This window comes from Thermodesulfobacteriota bacterium, from assembly GCA_035325995.1.
Taxonomy (GTDB): Bacteria; Desulfobacterota_D; UBA1144; order Nemesobacterales; family UBA2774; genus JADLGH01.
In genome coordinates this window covers 1-3,209 of record DAOKYU010000036.1, presented here as the reverse complement: position 1 = coordinate 3,209, position 3,209 = coordinate 1, and the positions used below count along the sequence as shown (strand labels likewise).

The following is a 3,209-nucleotide window of genomic DNA, read 5'->3' as shown; positions in this document are numbered from 1 at the left end:
TGGTTCCGTCGAGCCTCATCGAAAAGATGCCCACCGGCATCGCGTTGAAGTTCTCGCGGAACCGCTGAAGGGCACTGACGGCGCTGCGTTCGGCTGAGAGGCGGGCGGTCCGTTCGAGTTGAAGCTTTGCGGCAAGGGCGATCCCGGCAAGCACAGCAGAGGAAACCGCCGCGACTTGGCTGTTCATCACCTTGGTGAGTGGGTGTTGATACCCGAGTGCATTGACGATTTCGCCGAACATGCCAAGTCCCGTTACGAACCAGGATATGGCGTACCAAATGGCAACCGGCGATGCATCTCTGCGCAGCGTCTTGACCAGAAAGTAAAAGATCGTGACTGTTGTAGCGATCCCGAGTACCCAAATGAGGGCGATGCTGGCGTGAGCCCGCAAGAAGATGCTAACGGTGGCAGTCAGTCCGTATGTCGTGTACAGAAACGGAAAGAGAAACGATGCTCGATCAGTCTGCAATCGCCGGCCAAACAACTCCTGAAACAAAGCGAGGGTCAGTACCAGATGGAGGAGAAGGGTGAGATTCTTTACGATTGGGACGAATGTGGCATCCAAGGTCCAGCCGATCCACTTGAGGTCCCACCCGAAGTTGAATCCGGCAATTCGCAGACTCGTAACCAGCAGTGCCGCCAGCAGGAAGAAAGTCTTGTCGCGATTGAGGAGCGATACGATCGCGCCAAAGGCTGCGAGTCCGAGCATTCCGCCGAAGAGTAGCCCTCCCAGTCTTTCCGACGAGACAAGGTGTTCACTTAGGTCCTGCCCGCGCTGAAGGACGACCTGAGGCTTGACGACTGATTCGCCTCGCAGCCGACCCACGATCCGGACATGCCCTTTGGTGACATGAAGGCCCTCGAACGCGATCCCGCTGCGCGTTTCGGTGACGCCCAACCTTTTCGGCACCAGGGCGCCAAGGTCATCACGCGTTGGGACCACTTGCCAGAACTCTGCGTTGCTTCCACGAAGTTGACGCAGTTCAATGGACAGTTCCGTGACTGCTGGGCTCACGTCGGCGTCCAGTGATATCCAGAACTCCCCTTCCGGAGTGAGCCCACGACTGGGCTTTGTACGCGACGTCTCCGGGGAGAATTGGGCGATGGCTGCCTCGACCGAGGCGCCAGCCACTTGCGCTGGGAGATAGCGCAGCGACACCGTGCCATCGAGTTCCTCGAAAATGCTTTGAGAAACCAGAAGTCCGGCAGACGTGAACCCCAGAATAATCGTCGTGGCGGCTGCGAGCATCTTCACCACATGAAGAAGCTCCGGTGCGCCCCTGAACGCGCGCGAGAGGAAAGCACCTCGCCGGCCCAGGCTCCGAGCAATCGTGGTCACCAACATTTCTCCCTTGCCTAGTGGCAAGGATTGGGGGAAGCGGCTGCCTGCTGGCCTGCATGCCGACGAAAGGCGGAATGCGTGGCGTCAGTGGGTTGCGTTGCATAGTTGCAACATAACCCGAGCCTGGGCGGGCGTTCCACCTCGCCAAGAGTTGATCTTTATCGTTAGATCACCGGCACGTCAAATGTCATTGCAGTCGTGCGCCTAGCCGGCCTCCCGTTAGTCCGCATCGCTCGGCTATTTGCCCATGCGCCACTGACTGAATCGAAGATTCGAATGTCTTCGTGTATCTGGTTGCACATGAAATCGTAGAAAGGGTGGTTCCCCTCGCGCCAACGTTGCTCTGCAGTCCGAACGTTGAATGCGAGAAGGCGAGCAGGTATCCCAATCGATGAGGGCAACGTGACCATTCGGCCGTCGTTGAACACATCCTCGAACTGAAGATTAACGTAGTCGCGATCGCGCGGTGGGATGCCGGTGACCATGATCCATTCGATCTGCCTCGCCAGACAGTACCGATAGAGCGCTTTGAACAGTGCAAGCTTCACCTGAGCGCCAGATTTCCCGCCAACAACGCCCAAACGCGAGACATGTGCGATGCTGTTCCCTTGGAACCTCGAGGGCAACGCCAATTCCCTCTCAAACTCTGTGGGGCCATGGATGTTGGTATGGATTCGCAGCGTTCCGACCGGCGCTAGTGTCTCTTTCGACTCCGCGAGGAGAACAATGCTGTCTCGGTCGCCGTCCTCAGACTCGACGTTGCCCAAGGCACGCGCCAAGGACGGAAGCCGCTTGGCGTACGCCACGGTTCTAACGTTCACGGCCCGCACTAGTTGATCATTGGTTCTAACCAGTCGGATAGTGAACGGCAACGACACATGCCGCGAGCGCTGGTTTTCGGGTCGAATGGAGATTTCATTGAACGACGCCGACACGTTCTGGGCGTTCGTTGTAAGCGTTTCTGGCATTGAAGAACCTTGGCCGTTTGGCCTATAGACAGGTAGTAGCCACCCTCTCTAGGCTGATTCTGCTGGTTGAGACGTGAGCAGTAAAGCTTGATGTTATTCGACAACAGTCCTTATGACCTGAGATTCGCTGTGCGGTCTCATCCCGGCGATCGAGTGCCTCGAAGGGCGACGTCTCCCGACGCAAAGGATGGCACTCCTGGCCGTGCATGCCCAAGCGCGACTCGCACACCCAGGAGTCTGGAGGTCGGTAGCGTGAGAGAAGAATCGGGGCGCAACGGATATACCCGCTGCTCTGGCAAATAGGCGAAGAACGGTGCTAATTGGACTCCCAAGGAGGTTTGAGGCTGCTAACGTGGAGCGGGAGTTCCTTGCGCAGTATCGCGCATCGGGGCTCCGATTCGTTCGTCTCGCTCTGTTGCTGGGATCGGTCCTCGCACTTGTCTTCTTTGTCCTCGTTCTGTCGATCAAGGACGACGAGGTACCTACGAATCCACGCCAAGCTTTCAGGCTGGTGCTGTTCGCCGGGATGGGTTGTATGGCCATGGTGGCCACGTGGCGGCCAGAAAGGATTTTGCAGAAGTACGATCTCGTCGTCGGCATTGCCGTCTTCGCGGCCTGCTTGGCAATCGGTGCAATGAGCCTCATGCCAGCCGATCTTGAAGAACCGAGATCGGGTAGATGGACTGTCGCCATGAGCCTCGTCTGCTGGCTAGCCTACGGGTTCACACGATTACCAGTCGGGATTGTTGCCGTTGCATGTGCCACCGGTTCAGCGGCAATCCTGGCCAGTGCCGCGATCTATGGTGATGAGTACGTGCGGGCGCTATTTGTCTACCTGCTCATGGCCAACCTCATCGGCTGGATCATGTCCGTCGAGATCGAGCGCCGCGAGCGGGCAC

Annotated in this window: 3 protein-coding genes; 1 reads left to right on the top strand and 2 read right to left on the bottom strand. The window is 57.8% G+C overall.

Annotated features, from left to right (window positions below; genetic code table 11):
- Both PKC29_15485 and PKC29_15480 read right to left on the bottom strand, forming a co-directional pair.
- Positions 1 to 1,339, bottom strand: a 1,339-nt coding sequence (locus tag PKC29_15485) for a 7TM diverse intracellular signaling domain-containing protein (protein HML96812.1), incomplete at its 3' end; no start/stop codon positions are given.
- A gap of 167 nt (positions 1,340 to 1,506) precedes the next feature.
- Complete coding sequence (locus tag PKC29_15480) at positions 1,507 to 2,310, bottom strand: hypothetical protein (GenBank protein ID HML96811.1); 804 nt, start codon at positions 2,308 to 2,310, stop codon at positions 1,507 to 1,509.
- A gap of 313 nt (positions 2,311 to 2,623) precedes the next feature.
- Between PKC29_15480 and PKC29_15475 the strand changes: the two genes are divergently transcribed.
- Positions 2,624 to 3,209, top strand: a 586-nt coding sequence (locus PKC29_15475) for a hypothetical protein (GenBank protein ID HML96810.1), incomplete at its 3' end; no start/stop codon positions are given.

Coding starts and splice junctions, on each gene's coding strand:
- PKC29_15480 (HML96811.1), bottom strand. CDS start 2,310: ATGCCAGAAACGCTTACAACGAACGCCCAGAACGTGTCGGCGTCGTTC.